At 57.8% G+C, this 20,638-nt stretch carries 16 protein-coding genes; 9 read left to right on the top strand and 7 right to left on the bottom strand.

Annotation, left to right across the window (positions count from 1 at the left end):
• Positions 1-332: 332 nt before the first annotated feature.
• Together ACR0FE_RS15615 and ACR0FE_RS15610 are read right to left on the bottom strand one after the other, a co-directional pair.
• Positions 333-1,874 (bottom strand): acetolactate synthase large subunit, encoded by a 1,542-nt coding sequence (locus ACR0FE_RS15615; protein ID WP_480913747.1) that lies wholly within the window; start codon positions 1,872-1,874, stop codon positions 333-335.
• Between the two features lie 208 nt (positions 1,875-2,082).
• The gene (locus ACR0FE_RS15610; RefSeq protein WP_170611469.1) at positions 2,083-3,051 is read right to left on the bottom strand and encodes a LysR family transcriptional regulator; all 969 of its coding nucleotides are present in this window, start codon (positions 3,049-3,051) and stop codon (positions 2,083-2,085) included.
• Positions 3,052-3,180: 129 nt separating this feature from the next.
• Between ACR0FE_RS15610 and ACR0FE_RS15605 the strand changes: the two genes are divergently transcribed.
• The 6 genes from ACR0FE_RS15605 (at position 3,181) to ACR0FE_RS15580 (ending at position 10,151) form a co-directional block, all read left to right on the top strand.
• Complete coding sequence (locus ACR0FE_RS15605; RefSeq protein WP_480913744.1) at positions 3,181-4,188, top strand: TAXI family TRAP transporter solute-binding subunit; 1,008 nt, start codon at positions 3,181-3,183, stop codon at positions 4,186-4,188.
• Positions 4,189-4,268: 80 nt separating this feature from the next.
• Complete coding sequence (locus ACR0FE_RS15600) at positions 4,269-6,482, top strand: TRAP transporter permease (RefSeq protein WP_480913742.1); 2,214 nt, start codon at positions 4,269-4,271, stop codon at positions 6,480-6,482.
• A 4-nt stretch (positions 6,483-6,486) separates the two neighbouring features.
• A complete protein-coding gene (locus ACR0FE_RS15595) occupies positions 6,487-7,725 on the top strand; it encodes an NAD(P)/FAD-dependent oxidoreductase (protein WP_170611475.1) in 1,239 nt (412 codons plus the stop codon).
• A gap of 28 nt (positions 7,726-7,753) precedes the next feature.
• On the top strand, positions 7,754-8,494 hold the full coding sequence (locus tag ACR0FE_RS15590; RefSeq protein ID WP_480913740.1) for an aspartate/glutamate racemase family protein: 741 nt from the start codon (positions 7,754-7,756) through the stop codon (positions 8,492-8,494).
• 332 nt (positions 8,495-8,826) lie between these two features.
• On the top strand, positions 8,827-9,918 hold the full coding sequence (locus ACR0FE_RS15585; protein WP_480913738.1) for a peptidoglycan-binding domain-containing protein: 1,092 nt from the start codon (positions 8,827-8,829) through the stop codon (positions 9,916-9,918).
• A gap of 47 nt (positions 9,919-9,965) precedes the next feature.
• Positions 9,966-10,151, top strand: coding sequence for a hypothetical protein (locus tag ACR0FE_RS15580; RefSeq protein ID WP_480913736.1), 186 nt, complete (start codon positions 9,966-9,968; stop codon positions 10,149-10,151).
• A gap of 353 nt (positions 10,152-10,504) precedes the next feature.
• Here ACR0FE_RS15580 and ACR0FE_RS15575 read toward each other — a convergent pair whose 3' ends face one another.
• Positions 10,505-10,981 (bottom strand): Lrp/AsnC family transcriptional regulator, encoded by a 477-nt coding sequence (locus tag ACR0FE_RS15575; RefSeq protein WP_170611484.1) that lies wholly within the window; start codon positions 10,979-10,981, stop codon positions 10,505-10,507.
• A gap of 196 nt (positions 10,982-11,177) precedes the next feature.
• Between ACR0FE_RS15575 and ACR0FE_RS15570 the strand changes: the two genes are divergently transcribed.
• The 3 genes from ACR0FE_RS15570 (at position 11,178) to ACR0FE_RS15560 (ending at position 16,875) form a co-directional block, all read left to right on the top strand.
• Positions 11,178-12,080 (top strand): pyridoxal-phosphate dependent enzyme, encoded by a 903-nt coding sequence (locus tag ACR0FE_RS15570; protein WP_480913734.1) that lies wholly within the window; start codon positions 11,178-11,180, stop codon positions 12,078-12,080.
• Positions 12,073-13,197, top strand: a complete 1,125-nt coding sequence (locus tag ACR0FE_RS15565) for an amidohydrolase (RefSeq protein WP_480913732.1) — start codon at positions 12,073-12,075, stop codon at positions 13,195-13,197. Before ACR0FE_RS15570 ends, ACR0FE_RS15565 begins: the two co-directional genes overlap by 8 nt.
• Before the next feature lie 357 nt (positions 13,198-13,554).
• Positions 13,555-16,875 carry an ATP-binding protein gene (locus tag ACR0FE_RS15560; RefSeq protein WP_480913730.1) on the top strand — a complete coding sequence of 1,107 codons (3,321 nt, stop codon included), beginning with the start codon at positions 13,555-13,557 and terminating at the stop codon, positions 16,873-16,875.
• 50 nt (positions 16,876-16,925) lie between these two features.
• On the opposite strand, the gene ACR0FE_RS15555 is transcribed toward ACR0FE_RS15560, so the two are convergent.
• The 4 genes from ACR0FE_RS15555 to ACR0FE_RS15540 form a co-directional block, all read right to left on the bottom strand.
• Positions 16,926-17,621, bottom strand: coding sequence for an RraA family protein (locus tag ACR0FE_RS15555; protein ID WP_170682677.1), 696 nt, complete (start codon positions 17,619-17,621; stop codon positions 16,926-16,928).
• Positions 17,618-18,313, bottom strand: a complete 696-nt coding sequence (locus tag ACR0FE_RS15550) for an alpha/beta fold hydrolase (RefSeq protein WP_480492131.1) — start codon at positions 18,311-18,313, stop codon at positions 17,618-17,620. The genes ACR0FE_RS15555 and ACR0FE_RS15550 overlap by 4 nt, the downstream gene beginning before the upstream one ends.
• Positions 18,310-19,434 carry a cobalamin-independent methionine synthase II family protein gene (locus ACR0FE_RS15545; RefSeq protein WP_480913728.1) on the bottom strand — a complete coding sequence of 375 codons (1,125 nt, stop codon included), beginning with the start codon at positions 19,432-19,434 and terminating at the stop codon, positions 18,310-18,312. The genes ACR0FE_RS15550 and ACR0FE_RS15545 overlap by 4 nt, the downstream gene beginning before the upstream one ends.
• 102 nt (positions 19,435-19,536) lie before the next feature.
• The gene (locus ACR0FE_RS15540) at positions 19,537-20,499 is read right to left on the bottom strand and encodes a cupin domain-containing protein (RefSeq protein ID WP_480913726.1); all 963 of its coding nucleotides are present in this window, start codon (positions 20,497-20,499) and stop codon (positions 19,537-19,539) included.
• Positions 20,500-20,638: the final 139 nt, after the last annotated feature.

The raw sequence follows: 20,638 nt of genomic DNA, 5'->3' as shown, positions 1-20,638 counted from the left end.
AGCCGCGACCCGATAAAACCCGCGCCCCCCGTGATCAGAATCTTCATTAAGCTATCCACCATGTCTACAGATGGCGCGTCACTAGTTCATTAATACTTCGATTGCAATCGGGGGGCGCATTGCAGCCTGCCGTTCTGCCACGGTGGTTGCAGTATATCTGGCATGTCCCGAGGGGTATGTTTTTGAGGTTCGAAACCGCTGTTCGCCACCCGTTCTTCTTGCTCTGTTCTACCCTCGCCTAACACGCCTTAGACCCAACAGGGTCAAACACCGCGCTCTAAGGTGTCGTATTCTTATTGCTCTCCCGAGGCGCGGCGACGTATCGGGCACCATCAGACGATCAGCTCGATCAAGAATGGACCGAGTCTTGCGAAACTGGCCTGCATCAGATCGCCAAGCTGGTCCAGATCGGTGGCCACTGCGGCCTCGACCCCCATGCCGTTGGCCAGATTGACCCAGTTCAGATCCGGTTTGCCAAGGTCCAGCATGTCCATCGCCGTAGGGCCCGGCGTTGCACCGACATTGCCGTATTCGCCGATCAATATCTGGTACTTGCGGTTCGAGATGATGATCGTCGTGCAGGGCAGCCCTTCGCGCGACTGTGTCCAGAGCGACTGAAGCGAATACATCGCCGAGCCGTCGGCCTGCAAGCTGATCACCCGGCGTTCACCTTTAGCCGCGATGGCGGCCCCGGTGGCCACCGGCAGGCCATCGCCAATGGCCCCTCCGGCCAGATGCAGCCAGTCATGGGCCGGGGCCGCGAAGGTGTGCGGATAGAAAGCCCGTCCATAGGACACGCTTTCATCCGAAATGATCGCATTCTCGGGCATCAAAGCCGCAACTGCCTGCGCCAGACCTTCCGGGCTGCAAGCGCCCGAAGGGGCCTCGAGTCGAGGGCCAGGATCAGGGATCGCGACGGCGGGCGCGTTCAGTTCATCCACCAGTGCCTGAAGCGCGGCTTCGGCGTCCTGATCCGGGCGCGACAGACGAATGAAACGTGCGTCGTCGGCATATTGGGTCGAGGATTTCCCCGGATACGCGAAAAACCCCACCGGAGGTTTTGCCCCGACCAGAATGATGGTCTTGAAATTCGCAAGCGTTTCCCGCGCCAGGTCGGTGTCATAGGGCACCCGCACTAACGGCAGACGCCCGCGTCCCCGCGCCAGATGCGGCGTGACGAAATCTGCCATCAGCGCCGCGCCGGTCGCCTGCGCCACCCGCCAGGCCAGGCCCTGCGCGGGGGTCAGCACACCGTGGCCTGCCAGCAGGATCAGGACATTTTCGTCATCCCGCAGGGTGCGGGCGGCCTGAGCGACAGCCGCAGGATCGATCTTTGCCGGTGCTGGAACCGGCAGCGGATGGGCAACCCTGCCGCCCTTATACCAGCTGGCATCCGAAGGCAGGATCAGTGTGGCGATCTGCCCCGGCATAGTTTTTGCCGCCTGAATGGCACGGGCCGCATCGGCCCCGACCTGATCGGATCGCGAACTGGTATGAACCCAGTTCGACACCGTGCGCGCCATACTGTCCGTGTCGGCCTGTAACGGAGCATCGTGCCTGGCATGATAGGTGGCCTGATCGCCCACGATATTGACTATCCCCGACCGCGCCCTGCGGGCATTATGCAGGTTGCCCATTCCATTGGCCAATCCCGGACCGCAATGCAGCAAGGTCGAGGCTGGTTTGCGCGCTATCCGGAAATAGCCGTCTGCCATGCCAGTGACGACGTTCTCCTGCAGGCCAAGAACGCAGTGCATCCCCGGGATCTGATCCAGAGCCGCCACGAAATGCATCTCGCTGGTGCCGGGATTGGCGAAACAAGTGTCCACACCCGCCCCAAGAAGTGTTCTGACCAGGCTTTCTGCACCATTCATTCTCGCTCTCACCGTTCGAAAAGTCTCGTCTGCAAATCAGCCTAGCGGCCTCAGCGGCAGATCAGAACCCGTTATGTGCCTTCAGTAATGCCTTTCCTAACTCCTGAACATGACAGCTTGTCGCCTGGACCGGCAGAGCACGATGAAGAGAAAACCGGCGTGATCGTCGCAAGGTATCTCGACGCCCGCCTTTGATGATCACGATTATTCAGTCTTGCTTGCCTTCGGTTTCATCAACCCATTCTGCACGGGGATTGGCCCCCACTTCCTCCAGTTTCTTCAAAACTTCGGCTTTCCAGCCTGCCTTGATGTTGAGCGCTAGCTGTGACGCTGGTCGGTGGTCAGGCTGAAGGATCGCGTATTCATATCTGAGCGGGTTTTCGAACGGCAAAAACGCAACTTTCCCTTGAGACAGCCCCAGTTCACGTTCGGTGGCAAAGGTCAGCGGATCAACGATTGTGCAGCACTGACCCGAACTTACAAAGGGGATCAACGGAAGAAAGTACTGGCAGGTGACCGTCGGTTTGTAGTTTGCAGATTCGTCCTGAAACTCTTGCCGGATCTTACGCTGGAACGGATGGGTTTCGTGCAACCCGCCCATGGGGATCCCGTCCAGATCAGAAATCGTTATGCTTTTCCGGGACGCCAGAGGGTGTGCGCTGTCTATGGCGCAAAAACAGTCAGCCCGGATGAGTTCGGCTGAATATTGCGGTTTTCTGCCGGCAGAGTGTTCAAAATCAGCGAAACCAAAATCGATATTCTGGGTACCTGCAAGCTCCATGATCTGGGGCGAACTGCGTGTGGACAGCGTGATGCGTATATTGGGGTTTTCCCCGACAGACTGGCTGATGAACCGCGGGAAAAGAAACGCCGAAGGACCAGGCATTGTGGCGATGTTCAAACTGCCGGAATGCCCTTTGATCAGTCCTTCCATGGTACTGGAAATCGTCGATAGCCGATCCAGGATACCCGTAGTTTCCGCAAGAAGGTAGTGCGCTTCGGGAACCGGCACCAGACGCCGCCCTTTGCGTTCGAACAACGTAAGGCCCAAGTTCTTTTCAAGGTTCTTCAATGCCAGGCTGATCGCTGGTTGCGTGCGGTTCAGTTTTTTCGCCGTCTGAGAGATGGAACCAGTTTCCATCACTTCGCGAAATACGGCCAGTTGGGTAAGATTCATGCGCTATATATAAGCTAAATTTAAGTTTTGTGAAATATAACAAATTTGTATTTATGTGAATTCCCTCTACGCTGGCGGGATCAAATTTCGGGCAAACCGAATCCGATGATCCACAACTTGGAGGAAACGATGAGACTATCGAAATGCCTGGCAGGCATCGCTCTGGCTGGCGCGCTGGCCGCACCGGCGCTGGCACAGGACCCGACCTTTTTCCGCATCGGTACCGGCGGGGCTGGCGGCACCTACTTTCCCATCGGCGGCACAATCGCAAACGGGATTTCTGCCCCTCCGGGTTCGCGCCCGTGTGAAGAAGGCGGCCAGTGCGGCGTGCCCGGTCTGATCGCGATTGCGCAATCCACCACTGCGTCTGTCTTTAACAATGCGGCCGTTCAAAACGGCGAGCTGGAGGCCGGTCTGGCCGCCGCCGACGTCACTCGCTCGATGTATCTGGGTGAAGGCAAGTTCGAAGGCAAACCGCATCCCAACCTGCGCATCGTGGCCAATCTCTTCCCCGAGGACCTGCATTTGGTTCTGCCGGCAGGTCAGACGATCAATGATCTGGGCGATCTGGAAAGCAAGCGTGTTGGTATCGCGCAGGCGGGTTCGGGCACTCAGGTGGCCGTTCTGCAGATGCTGGACGCCTGGGGCGTCAACCGCGACAACATGGACGAGGCCGAGCTGAACAACAGCCAGAGCGCGGAGCGTCTGGCCGACGGTCAACTGGACGCCTATTTCTATGCTGCGGGCTGGCCGGTCGCCGCGATGGTTCAGCTGTCCTCGACCAAGGGCATGAACCTGCATTCCTTCTCGGACGAGGATCTGGCGAAGATCAACGAGATCATCCCGGCTTATATCCCCTCGGCCATTCCGGGTGGTGTGTACGAAGGTATCGACGGTGAGACTAAGACACCGGCCGTCAGCGCGATGCTGGTTGTATCCTCGGACCTGTCGGACGATCTTGTCTATCAGCTGACCAAAGCCCTGTGGAACGACAACACCCGCAAGCTGCTGGATAACGGTCATGCCAAAGGCAAGCAGATCACAGCCGAGACGGCGCTGGACGGTGTCGAGGCACTGGGTGTTCCGCTGCATCCAGGCGCTGAGAAGTTCTACAAAGAAGCCGGGCTTCTTCAGTAATCCTCTCTCACGAAACTTAAACGTCCGGTGTCCCGATTGGGGCACCGGGTACTCGAAATACGCGTAATCAGGGGGCCATCATGTCCGAGACACAGAAACTTGATGACCACGAGCTGACAGCCGAGGAACTGGCTGCCATCGAAGAACAATTCGACGAAGGCGCCGCCGTCCGGCAAGTGTCGCCCGCAACCGCCAAGGTTCTGCGAGTCGTCGCCCTGATCTTTGCATTCTATGAATTCTTCACCGCCGGGTTCGGCCTGCCCGCCGATCACTGGCACATGGGCATCTATCTGGCCCTGCTGTTCATTCTGGTTTATGCGACAATACCGATTATCGGGGCCAAAAGCCTCTATGCGCTTAAAGTAAGCCACTTCCGCATCGGTAACATCCCACTCTACGACTTGGTCTTCATGGCGCTGGGGATCATCGCTGCGCTGTATGTCGGGCTCGCATGGCGCGGCATTCCGTTTCTCGGGATCGAGGAACAGACGTTCCGCATGGGCAACCCCAACACGTACGACGTGATTTTGGGCGTAATCATCATTCTGCTGGTTCTGGACATCGCGCGCCGCACGTTGGGTTGGGTGCTGCCGCTGATCATCTGTGTGTTCATCTCCTACGCCCTGCTCGGCCCCTATTTCCCCGGCCTGCTGCAGCATCCCGGCGTGAATTTCAAAACTTTCGTATCGTCGATGTACTTCCCGCAGGAAGGCATCTACGGCGTCACACTTTGGGTTGTTTCCACAATTGTGTTCCACTTTGTGCTGTTTGGCGTCATTGCCCAGCGCACAGGGCTGGGACAGCTTTTCATCGACAACGCAACCATTTTGGCGGGCCGTTATACCGGCGGTCCGGCAAAAGTGTCGGTGGTATCCTCGGCGTTCTTCGGCACGATTTCGGGTTCTTCGGTGGCCAACACCGTTTCGACCGGCGCGCTGACAATTCCCAACATGAAGCGCCTGGGATACCCCGGCCATTTTGCAGGCGGGGTCGAGGCCGCGTCCTCGGCCGGTGGCCAGATCACTCCGCCGATCATGGGGGCGGCCGCCTTCATCATGGCCGAGTTCCTCGAGGTTCCCTATACAACCATCGTGATCGCGGCGATCTTCCCGGCCATCCTGCACTATGTCGGCGTCTTTGCCGTCGTGCACCTGATGGCACGCAAGCTGAACCTGAAGGGTCTGGCGAAAGAGCAACTGCCGCAGCTCAAGGCTGTCTGGACCGAAGGATGGGCCAATATCGTGCCCCTGATCGGACTGCTGGTAGTGCTGTTCACGGGCTACACGCCGTTCATGTCCGCCTTTTGCGGTATCTCCCTTGCCGTGATCGCGGGCATGTCGCGCCTGAAGCAACCTCCGACACTGATCTATGCGGCGGCGTTCCTTGCCTTCGTGCTTTGGAAGTTCTCGGATGGTGGCTTCGATCTGACCATGACGGCCATTCTTTGCGGCCTGTCAGTGATCGCTACACTGAACCCCCAGAAACGGATCGAAATTCCCGAGATGCTGGCCGCGGTCGAACTGGGCGTGAAATACTCGCTGGCCGTGGGGGCCGCTGCGGCCGCTGTCGGCATCGTGGTGGGTGTCATCAATACCACCGGCATCGGGTTCCGCATCGGTTTCATGGTGACGCAGGGCGCGGGCAACCTGGCGGCGGATCTGTACAACATGATCTCGTTCGGCAGCTTCCAACTGTTTGCTATGGAAGACCTGCAGCTGTTCATCTCGCTGGTGTTCATCGCCATCGTCTGCATCCTGATGGGCGCAGGCATCCCGACCACAGCGTTATACATCATGCTGGTTTCGGTCGCACAGCCCGCGCTGGCGCAATTGGGCGTGCCGCCCATCGCCAGCCACCTGTTCGTGCTATACTACGGTGTCGTGTCCGAGATCACGCCGCCGGTCTGCACTTCGGCCTATGCGGCCGCGGCCATTGCCAATTCCAACCCGTTCCGAACCGGGCTGTCCGCCTTTACACTTGGGCTTGGCAAAGTCATCGCGCCCATGGCCTTTGTCTATGCACCGGTTCTGCTGTTCGTGTCGTCAACCGGGTTCAATCTGTGGGAGTTCACCTACACTGCCGCCAGCTGCATTGCAGGGGTCATCGCCCTGTCCGCCGCCGTGGTGGGATATTGGCTAAAGCCGCTGAACATAGCCTCGCGTATCTTGATGGCATTGGCAGGCGTTATCTTTGTCGCGCCCAGCCTGACCGCTGATCTGATCGCGCTGGCCGTGGCCTCTCCGGTCATCGTCACTCAGATGATCGCCCGCAACCGCAGTCATTCCCCGGCATAACAACATGGCGAAAGAAGTCACCATCATCGGCGCTGGCATCGTCGGCATCTGTTGCGCGTTGTCCCTGCAGGAGCGCGGCATTCCCGTCCGGCTATTGGACAGAAGCGAACCGGGGCAGGAAACCTCGTTCGGAAACGCGGGCGTTGTCTCTCCGTGGTCGATCATCCCGCAAGCCGTGCCGGGGATCTGGAAAAAGCTTCCGGCAATGCTGCTGAACCCAAAAAGCGCGCTGTCTGTCCGGCTTTCGTTTTGGCCAAAGATGGTTCCCTGGGGGATGCGCTTTCTGGGTAACTCCGGCGAAAAGACGGTGCGTGAGATCTCGGATGCGATGGAGCTGTTGTGCCGTCCTTCCATTGATCTGTACCGGCGGCATCTGCAGGGCACCGGTCACGAGGATCTGATCACCGACAGCCTCTATGTCCACGCGTTCCGCCATCCGGAACAGGCCAACCTGGATGGGCTGGACTACCTCATTCGGCGGGAAAAGGGAGGCGACCTCGACCGCATCGATGGCGTCGAATTGCGGCGTATCGAACCTGCGCTGAGCCGTGATTTCAAGGCTGCCATTGTGATCAAGGGTCAGGCACGCGTCACATCTCCGGGACGGTTGGCTGCGGTTCTGGCCGACAAGGCCAGAATACAGGGCGCAGAAATCGTCCAAACCGAGCTAAAAGGGCTGAGCCGTGCGCAGGATGGCGGCTGGCAGCTTGCCACCGCGCAAGGGCTCCTTCATGCCGACAAGGTCGTTCTGGCCGCCGGAGTCTGGTCAGCCGAAATCCTGAAACCCCTTGGCTTGTCGATCCCGCTGGTCGCCGAGCGCGGATATCATGTCGAGTTTCCAACGCCTTCCGCCAGTCTGAACAATTCGGTCATGGATGTGGACGCAAAAGTTGTCGCAAGCTCGATGCAGGGTGGCCTTCGTGTCGCGGGAACAGCCGAGTTCGCAAGCGTCGACGCGCCCGCCGATCCCGGAAAGGAAAAGACACTGACCGCGCAAGCCAAGTCCATGGTTCCGGACCTTGATACAAGCGGCGCAAGGTTCTGGATGGGGCGGCGTCCGTCCTTTCCGGACAGCCTTCCCGCAATCGGACCTTTGAACGGAAAAGATGGTCTCTACACGGCGTTTGGCCATTCCCACTATGGGTTGATGATGGCTCCGAAAACCGGCGAGCTTGTGGCCGACATCATCTCCGACCGCAGCCCAAATATCGACCTGGACCCGTTTTCACTGGCCCGGTTTTGAACCTCTGATCTGAAAGGAACTGACGACCATGCCAATTTACGAAGGCGGCCAGAACATCTGCGGTGCCTCGATAGGGGTTTTATGCCTTGAGAGCTATTTCCCCAAGCCTCCGGGTCATATCAAAAACCCGTCCAGCCTGCCGTTTTCGGTGCTATACGAAATGATAGATGGCGTTACCGTCCCGACCCTGTTGAAGAACCCGACCCCGGAACTGCTGGGCCCCTTTATCGCCGGGGCACGGCGCCTTGAGGCCGAGGGTGTACGGGCCATCACCGGCAGTTGCGGTTTTCTGGCGCTCTTCCAAAAGGAACTGGCGGCTGCCGTGTCCGTCCCGGTCTTTGCATCCAGTCTGATACAGGTGCCTTTGGCGTTTCACATGACCGGCGCAAATGCCCCAGTGGGCGTGCTGACCGCAGATGCGTCGGCACTAACGCCGAAACATTTCGAAGGTGTAGGTGCCGCGGGCATCCCCGTCGCGGTACAAGGGCTGGAGGACAGTACCGAATTTGCCGAAGTGATCCTGCGCAACACGCGAACGCGTATGGACACTGATCTAATCGAAGTTGAAGTCATGCAAGCGGTTCACAACCTGAAGCGGAGGGACCCGGGCATCCGGTCATTGGTTCTGGAATGCACCGATCTGCCACCCTATGCCGCGCGGATTCAGGAAGAACTGCAGCTTCCCGTTTTTGACCTGACGACACTGGCGCAGATGGCGCATTCCGTAAGCACGCGCAGTTCGTATTCAGGGATCATGCCCTGGTCTTAAAGACCAGAAGGCACACTATTGGACGTGCCCAAAAGCACGAGATGGCGACGTTACAAGTGTCGGCGGCTTTCGCTGATACACTAAAAAAGACGCGCGCATCCCAACGGTTATGATCCTGACGGATGGGCAAAACCTGTTTTCGCGTTTGCGGCAGGCCCTCGGAAACAAGTCCGGTCTTGAAGGGTTGCCCAACACCGCAATGACACCTGGCCCCGGCAGCGATGATCGAAGTCAGAGTGTCCCACGGAGCGGATTTGCATCGCTGGAAGGGGAACAATCGGCTACTCTGAACGCAAAGCTGCTGAACCTTGGAGACCTTCTTGCGGAGACGAATGCCAAATCTGACGTGTGACAAGACCCTGCAAAGACGAGTTTCAACTCTGGCCTATGCCCTGCTGCTTTGGGTTTGCTTTCATGGGGTATCCACCGCTCAGGTTAACGACCCCGCGCAGTTGGCGGCCGCTGCGGATTGCATCCGAAAAGCGATCTCAGGGAATCCTCAGATCGACGTTGAGATTGAATTCGAAGTTGGTCCAGCCGGCGACATCGTGGGGCTGCCGGTGATGACCGCGCCGGCGGCCGCCCGGTCCGCGCATCGCCAGTTCTACTTTTTCTTCGCATCTGCGCTGGAGGGTTGCGCGCCGTTCCGGGATGGCCTGGAGGGTAAACAATACATAGCCAAGTACAGTCAGGGCAACCTGACCATAACCGGTGCGCCAGCCACACAGTCTGCATTGCTCCGGGAAGCTCCGCCTGCGCTGAAACAGCTTCCGCCGCTAAGACCGCTCCCCTCGCTGAAACCGGTTCCGGAAATTGGCACTGCAGAATCGGAAGCTGCTTTGGCGCTGGACAAACAGGCGATCCGCGACATTCAGGCCCGGCTGAGTGTTCTGGGCCATGATCCGAATGGAATAGACGGTGTCATGGGTCGCGGGACCAAAGGGGCAATTCAGGCATGGCAGGCAAGCCGGGGCTTTCCGGCAACGGGTTACCTTTCAGCCAGCCAACTGGCAGCACTCAGGATCCAGTCGGAAGCGCAATTGCAGTCCTGGCTGGCGTTTCCCGACAACAGCGACCTCTACAACCCTCCGCCCCCGATTCCGATTGGGCCAACGGAAATGTCGGGGAACTGGCGTTTCACAACAACTTGCGGATCCCGCAGCAAAATCGGACAGCAGAAAATAACGGGTGCAATGAAGGTCAGACATGTCGGTGGCGGCAATTACACGGGCCAGGTGAAAACCTCGCAAGGGTTTACTGGGCGGTTCAACGGTCGGCTGTCGGGGCGTCGAATGTCGGGTGAGATTAATTATGGCTTCCTGTTGGGGCGTGTTCGCAGCAACGGGGTTGTCGCGGACCAAAAACTGGCAATCAGCGGGCGCGATTCAAACGGTTGTTCGTTCTACGCGGCAAAAACCAGTTAGTACTGTTTTGACTTGGACTGGTTTCAACCGTCTTCACCAAACCTGACTTGCCACACGTTCTCGCACTGATGGTTGGGTCGCAAAGGCTGTCGTCTGACACAGACGAGACACCGGAAACCGCACCGATATTCCTGAATGTCTGGCTGTTTACACATGCCGATCAAGGCGGACGCGCATCCCTGGCAGCCATGAAGGAATGGCTGTCGGGCATTCCGTGGCCAAATCCGACATAACAACTGCCGTTGGTCAGCGTTCAGGCCGTCATGTTAGTTTCCCGGTTGAACGTCCGGAAGTCGCAGGAATCGCCCAGCCGAACGCAGTCCTTTGCAACGTTGTCCACTGTACACTTGGCAAGCGGCGTGTTCGAACCGCCAGTCTGCAACAGGGTGGCAAGCCACTCCATTCATCGTCCAAAGCAAAACGACGGCGATACAAGCGGCATTTGCGGTGGCTGATCGAAGCCGGCGATGAAAACCGAGTTCGCTTCCGAGCTTTGGCGTGACTTAAGCGTCTATAAGGCAAGAGATTTCAACAAGGGTCGCCCAAGCCTTGCCGTACAGATTGAACGACTTCACGAGGGCTTTCGTCACTTTGCCCCTTCGCCATCAACCGGAACACCCAACCCGATTTTTTTCCGGCCCATGACCACAGATGTTCGAAAGCGACGGACGTTTGAATTGTCGAAAAACAGGCGCTTCGTAAGTTCTTGAAAATCATCCATGTCCTTTGCAGTGCAGACCAGACAGAAGTCGGCGTCTCCTGTGATGTAATAGCACTGCTGGACCATGGGCTCGGACTGCACCTGACGCGAGAACGCGTCTATCTGATCCTGACGTTCGCGCTCCAGTTCAACCATGACAATGAAGCTCATCGCGACGCCAAGTTTTTTAGCGTCAACAATCGCCACTTCGGACAGAATAGCACCCGAGGTTCTGAGCGCCTTCAGACGCCTTTGTACGGATGCGACAGACAAGCCCGTCTCTGACGCAAGGGCTTCGAGGCCCATCTTTGCATCGGCCTGCATCAGTTGAAGCAGCTTTCGGTCAAACTGATCGAGTTTCACACCACACCTTCATCATTTAGAGAAAATTTCCCGAAAATTTGGCAAATTTGACCATAATAGATCATCGTTTGCGCGTACAACTCTCTCCATGAAAAACTCAAAGATACTCGACGTCGCAAAACCGCTGGCTCTGCTTGCTGCTTGCCCTGCCTACAGACCAAGCCCCTTGGAGACCCGCATTTTCCAGGGAAGACCGATGCTGATCAAGGACGAAACCGGCAGAATGGGCTTGGGCGCGTTCAAAGCCCTCGGCGGTGTTTATGCTGTCGCCAAGCTGATCGAAGCGCGCGTTGGCCACCCCGTAGAAGCAAACGCCTTTCTGGACGATGCGGTAAAGGACATCGCACGCTCGATGACTTTTGTTTGTGCCAGCGCAGGTAATCACGGCATGGCTGTGGCCGCTGGCGCGCGTCTGTTTGGAGCAAAGGCCCGCATTCACCTCGCCGAAACGGTACCCGAGGACTTCGCCATTCGTCTGCGGGACAAGGGCGCAGAGGTAGTTCGGTCCGGCGATGACTACGAGGAAAGTGTTGCGGAAGCCATTGCCGATGCCGAGGCAACCGGCGCCATCCACCTCGCCGACGGCTCCTGGCCCGGATACACCGAACCACCCCGGCTGGTTATGGAAGGATATACCGTCATTGCCGAAGAAATTCGGCAGGCGTTGGAGACCGCCGGAACCTGGCCCAGCCATGTATTTTTGCAGGCTGGCGTTGGCGGCCTGGCCGCAGGGGTCGCTTATATGATCCGGTCCAACTGGCCGGTTCAGCCAAAGATCATAGTCGTCGAACCGGATGCCGCGCCTTGCCTCAAGGTAAGCGCCATGGCGGATGAGATCGTCACTGTCAAAGGACCAGTGTCAAACATGGGGCGGCTCGATTGCAAGACGCCGTCCATGTTGGCCCTGGATATCCTGAAACAGTGCACTGATGATTGGGTTACGGTCAGGGACCAACAGGCTTTGGACGCCGTAAAACAGGCCCAGGACCTGGGTTTCTCCACGACACCTTCCGGTGCAGCGGGTTTGGCAGCCTGCTTGATGGTTGAAGCCGACCTGCCGCTGATCATCCTGTCCGAAGGAAGTGTGGCCGATGCTTGACCTCACCGCATTTCGGCGGGATTTGCATGCCAACCCGGAAACCGGTTTCGATCTTGACCGGACCTCTGGACAGATCGCAGCAGCGTTGGAAGACGCAGGGCTTGAAGTCACCCGTGGGGTTGGCCGGACTGGTCTCGTCGCGACCCTGCGACGGGGTCCCGATGAAACTGCGATCGGCTTTCGTGCCGATATGGACGCCCTGCCGATACATGAGGCGACAAACTTGCCCTATCGCTCGCAAACGGACGGCAAGTTTCATGGATGCGGGCACGATGGTCACAGCACCATGCTGCTTGGGGCCGCGCTGGAACTTGCGGCGGATCCATCATTGAAACGGACCATTCACTTCATCTTTCAGCCGGACGAAGAAAACGGAAATGGAGCCGCCGCGATGATCGCGGATGGTTTGTTCGACCGCTTCCCCATGACCGCAATCTTCGGTCTTCACAACATGCCGGGAATGGAGCTTGGTCATTTCGCGACGCAGGCAGGGCCATTCTGTGCGTTTGAGGATAATTTCGAGGTCCATATTCAGGGTCGGGGCGGGCACGCTTCCATGCCCGAAAAGGGCATCGATCCGATTGTGGTCGGGGCCGCGATTGTGCAGCAATTGCAATCGATCGTCTCTCGCTCGCTTCCAGCCAGCGAACACGCCGTGGTTTCCATCACCGAATTCCTGACGGACGGTGCGCGCAATATCCTGCCCAGCAATGTAACACTGCGCGGGGACTGCCGAGGGTTCACCGGAGATGTGTCTGAAAGCATAGAACGCAGAATGCGCGCGATTGTGGCCGGTGTCAGCGCGGCGCATGCTGCAGAGGCGCAAGTTGATTACACGACTTTATTCCGGCCGCTGGTGAACGACGACAGGGCAACCGATTGTATTTCAGGCGCGGCCCGTGACGTTGGTAGAATAAACGATACTTATGGTCGGGTCGGTTTTTCGGAAGACTTTGCCGAGTTTCTTGCACATCGCCCGGGGGCATTCATCCTGATGGGTAACGGGGTTGAGGGGAACAATGCGATGCCGCTTCACAACCCGTCATATGATTTCAACGATGATGCTATCCGCCATGGAATTGCGTTTTGGACCAACCTTGCACGCCGGGAGTTCTGATACGGAAGCCTGTGTTCAAGCCCACGATCTGAACGGCGGCATTGTTACGCCGATTTTATATTGGTGATGCGTCGGGCCAATGAAACGCTTCCGGATGAAGCGCAGACATCCAATGATTACGGCAACCATTACAAGGGCCGTCAAAGCGCGCCGCCGAGAAGTTTATGTTGGGCCGGGTTAAAAAGGCGCATCGAAGCCCTTGACCCGTTAACAAAGTGGGCTTCTTCATTGAAAGAATATTTCCTAGGATGTCACCGTAAATTGCAACGAGTGTGTTGAAAGCTAAGCTAACAGGGAGATGCCTGTTGTTGGAGCGCAGACATTGCGCCCTGCCAAGACGGCAAGTGAAACCATCGAATGTCCGATATTGCGCTTTGGCTTGAGAAACACAGTTTGACCAAGTACGCCAAGGCCTTTGCCGAGCATGAAATCGAGCTAAGCGATCTATCCGAATTAACGGACCAGGATCTTGTCACGATCGGACTTCCCCTTGGTCCGAGACGGCGTTTCCTGAAAGCGGTTCGTGTCGATGCAGAGGCCGGGCAAAGCCAGCCCAAGGGTCCTGACGGCCCGACAATCGTGGCCGAGCGCCGGCAGCTTACCGTAATGTTCATCGATCTGGTCGGGTCAACTGAAATTGCCCAGCGCGTCGATCCCGAAGATCTGGCGGAGGTACTTCGGCTTTTCAAGGAAACATGCGCTGCGTCCGTTGCGGCCTTTGACGGCCATATTGCAAGTTATTATGGCGATGGAATCATGGTCTTTTTCGGGTTTCCTCACGCCCATGAAGATGATGCAGAGCGTGCCGTTCGTGCGGGGCTTCGCATTATCCAGGAAGTGCCGGATATCCGCACCCACGCGAAACTGAATGTCAGAATAGGGATAGCGACCGGATTGGTCGTCGTTGGTGATTTGCGCGGCGAAAAAATGTTTGAGGATGGAACCGCCATGGGCGAGACGCCCAATCTGGCCGCCCGTCTGCAGACTATGGCGGACCCGGGAACGCTGATCGTCGCTCCTAGCACGCAACAATTGGCGGGCGACGCTTTCAACTACGTTCTGCGCGGCGCATTCAAACTCAAGGGTTTCGCCAGGGAGGTTGAAGCCTGGCAGGTTACCGGAACGCGGGAAACCGTCAGCCGCTTTTTGGCCTTGGATGACGAGTTGCTCAAGCCTTTGGTCGGCCGCACCGCAGAGTTTGAGACCCTGAACGAAAAGTGGCAGTTGGCCAGGAACGGTCAGGGACAGGTTGTGCTGGTGTCAGGCGAGCCTGGAATTGGCAAGTCGCGATTGGTTGAGGAATTACGACAGAGTATTGCGGGGGTGCCGCACACTCAAACTCGATACCAGTGTTCGCCTTACCATTACGCAAGTGCATTTTATCCCCTCATTCGCCAACTCGAAATTGCGGCGGGACTCCGTTCCGACGATTCAAGCGACGTAAAATTGAAAAAAATCTCTGCCGTTCTTGGCGATCAGACTGACCATGCCTTGAAGTTGGCAGCATCGCTTCTGTCCGTTCCATTTGAAGATCAATTGGGCCCGTTGAATCTGACTCCGCAGCATCTCATGGAGCAGACGCTGGAAATGCTGCTGAGCAATCTGACGGCAGTGGCCGGAGAAAAACCGCTGCTGTTCCTGTTCGAGGATGCGCATTGGATTGATCCGACGACCAAGCTGTTGCTGGATCGGATCGTGTACCGGATTCATGACCTTCCGGTGCTGGTTGTCATGACATTCAGACCCGAGTTCGACCCGGGCTGGGCGCTGCAATCAAATCTTTCGAAAGTGGTTTTGAAGCAGTTGGATTTCCATCAGGTCAAAAACATTGTGGATGAAGTCGCCAAAGGCCAGCCGATCTCGGACGAGATGTATGAGGTGGTTGCGGCCAGATCCGACGGTGTGCCCCTATACGTGGAAGAAGTGACCAAAGACCTTCTGGAATCCGGCGGTTTGCCCGAAGGAACAGACACGTATTCAATGGGTCTGGTTTCTCCGGCGAACTCGGTTCCCAGTGCCTTGCACGATGCGTTGATGGCGCGCCTTGACCGGTTGAGTTCGGCCAAGGAAGTGGCCCAGATCGGAGCTGTCATCGGACCTCAGTTTTCGTATCCGTTGATCGCCAAGGTGGCCCGCATTGAAGATACAGCGTTGCGCGCGGGATTGGAGCTTCTGCTGGATGCAGGGATCGTTACGGTTTCTGATGCCGATGATCATGAAACCTTCAGCTACCGTCACGCGCTTATTCGCGACACCGCCTACAACAGTCTTCTGAAAAGCGAACGCCGTGTTTTGCACGCTCGTGTTGCCCGAAGACTGGAAGACAAGGAGGTTCATTCGGGTGATGCCAGCCCGGAAATTCTGGCACACCACTACACGATGGCGGGCATGAACAAGGAAGCAATCGACTACCGGCATCTTGCGGGCCAGCGCGCGGTTCAACGATCCGCCAACATCGAGGCAGGTACACAATTGTCCCTGGCGATTGAGCAGTTGGCGGAACTGAGCCAAAGCACCGATCGGGACCGAAAAGAAATCGAGATACAGGTTCTCAGGGCAGGTGTTTTGCGATCAACGGCTGGTATTGCCGCTGATGAAACCGGTTCTGTCTACTCAAGAATACGCGACCTTTGTGAACGCGTTGAAGAGACAGAACACTTGTTCCCGGTTTTGAACGGTTTGTATTCCTTTCATTTGGTGCGTGCCGAGTATGATTTGGCCAGAAATGTTGCCGGGCAATTGCTGGATCTGGCGCATTCGACTGGCCAGACGCAACATCAAATGGTGGCGCACCGGGCGATGGGCGCGGTGCTGTTCCATATCGGGGAACTGGACCCGGCCTACACGCATCTGAGCAAGGCGCTGGAACTCTACAGCCGGGAACGCGATGGGCATCTGGCATTCATTTACGGATCGGACCACGCCGCGATTACCTCATGTTTCCTGAGCCTTGCGATCTGGATGCGTGGTGCGCCGGACAAGGCGCTTGAAGTCCAGAAAAAAGCCGTCGCTGCCGCAAAGGACCTTCAGCACGCCCACAGCATCGCGCAGTCGCTGACCTACCTGTGCATGCTTCATCTTCTGCGCCGCGAACCGGAACAGGTTATCGAAGTTGCTGATCAACTTGAGCAGCTTTCCTCCAAGCACTCTTTCACATTCATGACTTTGACGGCATCCCTCTGGCGAAGCTGGGTGGATGCCCATGTTTCACCCCAGCCGGAAACGATCCGCGCATTACGCATGGCGTCAGAAGCATGGTGGGCCAGCGGCGCGGGAAACTACAAGCCGTTCTTTCTTACCTTGATTGCAGAGCTCACGCTGAAATCCGGCGACCGGGAAGGTGCGCTGGACTGCCTTGCCGAAGCACGCAAACACCACGGCCTGACCAATGAGGGATGGGCCCAAGCTGAGACGGAGCGGGTCTATGCCCTCGCATCTTCAGAGAATGGTGTCGCTGAAACAGAGTTTCGTGTGGCTTTGGACGTGGCGCGACAACAGAATGCAAAGATGTTCGAACTTCGAACGGCATTGGACTATGCCAAGCACTGCCAAAAATACGGTCGAACTGGCATCCCCACTTCCGATCTTCGTGCCGTTTTGCAAACGGTCACGGGCGGAGAGCATACAATTGACGTGAGCGATGCCTTGAAATGGCTTGATGAAACAACCGTCGGCTAACGCTCATCTGCTCAAGGTGACACGGACGGGTAACCCGTCCCATGCGCCTCCTAGGTTCGAGAGGCTTCAAACGCCACCCACGCTTTTTCAAAGGCGTTGAAATCGAACCCAGATTGACGCGCGGGCACCAGGATCAGCTTCTCAGTTTCAAGTAACTTGATGATCGCCTGCTCAAGCACGTCCACCACCTCGGGCGGAACCACCAATGCGCCATGCCGGTCTGCATGCACAAGGTCCCCGTCCCTGATTGAAAGTCCGAAGATCGACACCTGCGTTCCAACCTCTTTCACGTGCACGAAACCGTGGCTTGGCCCGACCGAGCCCGCCACAACCGGAAACCCGTCGGGCAAATCGCCGAGGTCGCGCATAACCCCGTTGGTTAATGCGCCACTGATGCCAAAACCCTTGTGGATCGTGGTGTTGATCTCACCCCAATAGGCGCCGATGCAATGCGGGTAATCCGTATCCTCGACCACGGTCACGACCGGACCGGTCCCCGAAGCCATGTGCCGGTAGTAGTCCATCCGGCGCTTTCGGATCACCTCCGGAGCCTCGGTCGGCGGGTTCACGGCGGCAATCTTCGCGGTGCGTGCATATCCCACCATCGCGCCCGCACCGGGATCAGAGCACAACATCGTGCCCCGGGTGAAATCATTGAACCCACGTTTGCCCTGCGCCACTTCGATGGCGTTGCAAACCGTGGGGGTATCGACCTTTTTCAGCAGGTCCAGCAGGGACTTCTTCATATCGCCTCCAGCCAGCGGGTCAGAGCCGCCGTGGTTTGTTGCGGTTGTTCCAAAGTCGGCAGGTGACCAGCCCGTTCGATAACCTCGAGCCGGCTCTGCGGCATCAGCGCGTGCATCATTTCGTGCCGCGATACCGGACATAAGGCATCGTCGCGCCCACACAGAACAAGGGCTTCACCGTGGAAGTTTTGCAGCGTTTCGCTTTGGTCTGGCCGATCTCGCAACGCTTTGGATTGATTGACAAAGACATCGGGACCAAGACCCTCTGCCATATCCATGCAAAGGTTCAGAATTGCAGCTTTGTCCGGGCCATCGGTCAGATAATTGGGTTTCATCTCGTCCGCCATCACGATGCGCAGGTCTCCTCGTTCGACAGCGGCTATCTGCGGACCGCGCCTGGCTTTGACCTCATCCGTTTCGGCCAAATGGTTGGTGTCCATCAGCGCCAGGCCCACCACACGGTCCGGTGCCTGCCGCAGGATTTCCATAGCCACGATACCGCCCATTGAGAGCCCTGCCACAGCAAACCGTTGCGGCGCGCAGGCCAGCACGTCTTTGGCAAGAGCCGCCATCGTGTCACGGCCCCCGATTGGCGCAGTCAGAATTGGAACCCTGCCCGACAAAGCCGCGATTTGGGCGCTGAATAGCCGCGCGTCACACATCATCCCGGGCAACAGAACAAGTGGCGTCATTTGACCAGTGCGGTCCCTTCGGCAAGCGCGCCCAGCTTGGCATAGGCTATGTCCGGGTCGACCGCGCCGAAGCCGGCAAAGGTGCCAAAGCCGCAATCCGATCCCGCAATCACCCGGTCGCCCCCTACGATATCCGCAAAGCGTTCAACCCGCTGCGCGATCAGTTCAGGATGTTCGACAAAGTTCGTCGTGGTGTCGACGACGCCTGGCACCAGAATCTTGTCGGCTGGAATTTCGGCTTTGCGGTCACTAAACACGGTCCATTCATGGGCATGGCGCGGGTTCGAGGTTTCGAACAGCACATAGCGCGACTTTGTCGACATCAGTGTCGAAAACACCTTGTCCATGCCGATATCGCAGCAATGCGGACCTTCATAATTGCCCCAGCAAATGTGAACGCGCACCTTGTCGGCCGGCACATCCTGCAACGCGTGGTTCAGCGCCTCGACATGCATGTTGGCGATTTTCAGGAACTCATCGTCGGACAGACCGGTGAACAGCATATGCCGCGACAGCGCAAGATCGGGGCAATCCAGTTGCAGATCAAGACCGGCACCAACAATGGTTTCGTATTCCGCCTTCATCGCGTCGGCCAGCGCTGCCAGATAGGCCTCGCGCGTTGGGTAAAAGTCGTTTTGCAGGAACAGGGATATCACCCCGGGGCTGGCCGCGTTCATGAAGCCGCGCGCCACCCCGTGTTCGGCCATCGCCGCCTTGAGATTGGCAATATCCTTCTGCAACTCATCTTGGCCTTTTGAACGCACCTCGCCCACACACATGGGCCGGGCATATTGCGGGGTTCCGCCGTCATTCGCCAGCCGCTGCAGAAAGCCCGGGAACATCTTGAGGTCCGCAGGCGCGTTGCGCGGGCTGTCACCGGAAAAGCCGGTGTAGCGGTCCTTGACATAGGTGGCGTACGAGATTTTCGAGGTTTCACCGTCCGATACGATATCAATCCCGGCCGCCGCCTGTTTGCGCACGGTATCGGACACGGCTGCGGTCATGCAGGTGTCAAATTCGGTCTGATCGAACGGCTCCTCCCGCTCGCGTGCGAAGATGAAGTCCACGACCTCCTGACTGCGCGGCAAGCTTCCCACGTGGGTGGTCAATATGCGGGTCATTTGTTCATCTCCCTTCGAAACTCAGTCCCGCGCCGGGACGGGTGCCCGACGCAAGGTTCATTCCGCACGCCCCAACCGGAAGGGGAACGCGCGCTGGCACCATTAAGCACCCGTCCAGGTCGCCCCGGCCGGATCATCGGTTGCAATGATCCGGTACAGGCCCGCTTCGCCGGTCATCGAAGGCTCGGCGCTGTAGCTTTCGCCGGGCAAGGCCAAGGCAGTGTCGCCGTTCGACAGGGTGGTCTCAACATCGTTGATCCGGATGCGCCAGTGACCGCTTGCGGGCATCAATACGACCGGTTTTTCAGCCACGGCCGGCTCGGTCACGGCCGAGCCGCGTGTCAGAAAATCAACCTCGAACCCGGGCTTGTCCTTGATCAAACCCTTTTCGCCGATCACAACCGCCGGCTTGTGCGCCGCCAGTGCCATCAGGTCCCAGTAGCGGGCGACATACTTGCCGATCACCGCGTCGACGGGAACCTCGGGGTACGATTTCAGTTCTTCTTCGGTCAGCAGCGGCATGGGCTGCACATTGTGCGGCAGGTCCTCGCCCTTCTTGCGGTCGTACAGAACACCGTTATTGCCCAGCATCAAACCGTGTGCCTGTGCGTCCTCGATCACCTGCGGTGCCCAGGTCACGCCGCCACCGGCATCGTCGCCACCCAGCATCGACATGATCATCCCATAGTCCTGGCCCACATTCTCGAAGCCGCGGAAGATGCCCGTCGGGATGTTGAAGATGTCACCTTCCTCGGCGATGAATTCGCCCGCAGTGCCATAACGGCCCCAGAAAAACCGCCACCGGCCTTTGGCAACAAAGAAAACCTCGGCCGTGGTGTGACTGTGCAACGAGTTGCGGCATTTCGGGGGCTGCCCCGCTGCGCCGATGTTGAACCCGATCTTGTCGGTTATGTGGACGTGCTGGTCCGGGCTTTCGCTGACCCCACCGCCGATGATGGTAAAGTTTTCTTTCTGGTCCGAGCCCGGCGTATGGGCGTCGATAAATGCGGTTTTACAGGGTTTCAGCTCGCCATAGCGGACAATGCGGCTTTCGATGGTACTCATATCTTTCTTCCTTTTGCGGGGGGTTTGATCGGATCAAACCGTTCCACCCGGCGGGCGATTGTTCAGCCGCCGGGCGCGCAGGCTGGCGCGGTGGGCGTGGTACCGCCGGATCGCCTGCCCGGCATCCAGATTTGAGATA

The sequence above is a fragment of the Ruegeria sp. K7 genome, from assembly GCF_056531785.1.
Note: the sequence above shows the minus strand (reverse complement) of the source record. Positions and strands in the feature narration are given on the sequence as shown.

Excerpts from the sequence above, each read along its gene's own strand:
- ACR0FE_RS15615 (WP_480913747.1), bottom strand. The coding sequence starts at position 1,874 with ATGAATGGTGCAGAAAGCCTGGTCAGAACACTTCTTGGGGCGGGTGTG.
- ACR0FE_RS15610 (WP_170611469.1), bottom strand. The coding sequence starts at position 3,051 with ATGAATCTTACCCAACTGGCCGTATTTCGCGAAGTGATGGAAACTGGT.
- ACR0FE_RS15605 (WP_480913744.1), top strand. The coding sequence starts at position 3,181 with ATGAGACTATCGAAATGCCTGGCAGGCATCGCTCTGGCTGGCGCGCTG.
- ACR0FE_RS15600 (WP_480913742.1), top strand. The coding sequence starts at position 4,269 with ATGTCCGAGACACAGAAACTTGATGACCACGAGCTGACAGCCGAGGAA.
- ACR0FE_RS15595 (WP_170611475.1), top strand. The coding sequence starts at position 6,487 with ATGGCGAAAGAAGTCACCATCATCGGCGCTGGCATCGTCGGCATCTGT.
- ACR0FE_RS15590 (WP_480913740.1), top strand. The coding sequence starts at position 7,754 with ATGCCAATTTACGAAGGCGGCCAGAACATCTGCGGTGCCTCGATAGGG.
- ACR0FE_RS15585 (WP_480913738.1), top strand. The coding sequence starts at position 8,827 with ATGCCAAATCTGACGTGTGACAAGACCCTGCAAAGACGAGTTTCAACT.
- ACR0FE_RS15570 (WP_480913734.1), top strand. The coding sequence starts at position 11,178 with ATGCTGATCAAGGACGAAACCGGCAGAATGGGCTTGGGCGCGTTCAAA.
- ACR0FE_RS15565 (WP_480913732.1), top strand. The coding sequence starts at position 12,073 with ATGCTTGACCTCACCGCATTTCGGCGGGATTTGCATGCCAACCCGGAA.
- ACR0FE_RS15560 (WP_480913730.1), top strand. The coding sequence starts at position 13,555 with ATGTCCGATATTGCGCTTTGGCTTGAGAAACACAGTTTGACCAAGTAC.
- ACR0FE_RS15555 (WP_170682677.1), bottom strand. The coding sequence starts at position 17,621 with ATGAAGAAGTCCCTGCTGGACCTGCTGAAAAAGGTCGATACCCCCACG.
- ACR0FE_RS15550 (WP_480492131.1), bottom strand. The coding sequence starts at position 18,313 with ATGACGCCACTTGTTCTGTTGCCCGGGATGATGTGTGACGCGCGGCTA.
- ACR0FE_RS15545 (WP_480913728.1), bottom strand. The coding sequence starts at position 19,434 with ATGACCCGCATATTGACCACCCACGTGGGAAGCTTGCCGCGCAGTCAG.
- ACR0FE_RS15540 (WP_480913726.1), bottom strand. The coding sequence starts at position 20,499 with ATGAGTACCATCGAAAGCCGCATTGTCCGCTATGGCGAGCTGAAACCC.